We start from the raw sequence: 1373 nt of genomic DNA on the forward strand, positions 1-1373 counted from the left end.
TAGATACTGTCTTGACCTGTCAAGGGGTAGCAGTCAAATAATTGGGGTCGAAAGGCTTTTGGGATTTTAAAATCCCAAAAGCTAAATGCACCAGTTTCCTCATCAGCGCACCAATCACCTGCATTTTGACCTTTCCACGACCCAATAATCTCTCACTCATGGCTTTAAGCAAGGGATTGTAACGCATCGCCACTACTGCTGGCATATATAATGCTTTTCGCAGTCGGACGTTTCCGGTGCAGGACAAACGAGTTTTGCCTTTAACCGAAGTCCCAGAACTCCGTTCGCTGGGAGTTAGACCAGCATAGGCTGCTAATTGACGAGCATTATCGTAATCGGAAACCTCACCAATTTCAGCTAATAATATAGAAGCTGTTAAATCGCCTATGCCAGGAATTGAGGTCAACAAGTCACGCTGTTGTTTTAAGTGTGGGTGTTGGTCAAAATGGTCACTAATGAGTTTTTTGATTAGCTGTTGCTGTTGTTTAAGATACTCCAAGTGTTCGAGGGTAAGGGCAGCAACAGTTGGCGTAGCTGTCTCCAAACGGTTTTGTTCGCTCGTCATCATTTCTGTGACTGATTCGAGCCGTCGCAACAAAGCTTGTAATTCCTTGACTTCGGGCGCGGTTGGTGTCCACAGAGACGGTTTCATCGCCGCACAAAAACGAGCAATCAGTGCCGCATCTACGGAGTCAGTTTTAGTTCGTAGAAGTTCGCTTTTGGCAAACCCTTTAATCCTTGCTGGATTGACAATACTAACCTGAAAGCCCTCCCCATAGAGGAATTCGGCTAAAGCTTCTCCGTAGATGCTAGTAGCTTCCATACAAGCATGGAACTCGACTACACTTTGTTGTTTGAGCCAGTTATGCAAACTCTCAAACCCTTGAATATTGTTAGTAAACTTTTTGGGTTTAGTCGCACGACCTTCTCTCAGTAATGAGACATGAAAGTCTCTTTTACTGATGTCTATGCCTAAGACTGTTGATGTCATTGTTTGCTCTTTTAGGTACTCCGATTTATAAAAGAACCTGACAGGCAATTGAATACTAACCTTGTGAATGCAGGCTTTCCCGACGAGGCCGAGAGCCTAAGATACTGTCCAGTTTGTGTGCGCCTGTCATCAGTAATGGGAGCTTATCTACACAACAGACTTGTTTAGTCTAAGGGGCGGGCCAACTTCACCGATTTCTGATGTCCTTAAACAGCACTTTCTACTGAAACTTGCACCTTAGTCAGAAACTTTTGTTGTTTCTTTAGATTTACCTTAAATAAGGTACGATCGCCTGAAAGTCGGCTCGATCGACTCATTGTCGGCTCGATCGCCTGAAAGTCGGTACGATCGACTCATTGTCGGCTCGATCGCCTGAAAGTCG

The 1373-nt window shown here is 44.8% G+C and carries 1 protein-coding gene; it reads right to left on the minus strand.

From position 1 onward, the window contains the following. Positions 1-19 precede the first annotated feature (19 nt). Entirely contained in the window at positions 20-991 is a 972-nt protein-coding gene (locus tag QUA25_RS29190) for a transposase (protein ID WP_333043190.1), read from the minus strand. Positions 992-1373 lie beyond the last annotated feature (382 nt).

Source organism: Microcoleus sp. Pol17C6 (assembly GCF_036701145.1).
Classification (GTDB): Bacteria; Cyanobacteriota; Cyanobacteriia; order Cyanobacteriales; family Microcoleaceae; genus Microcoleus.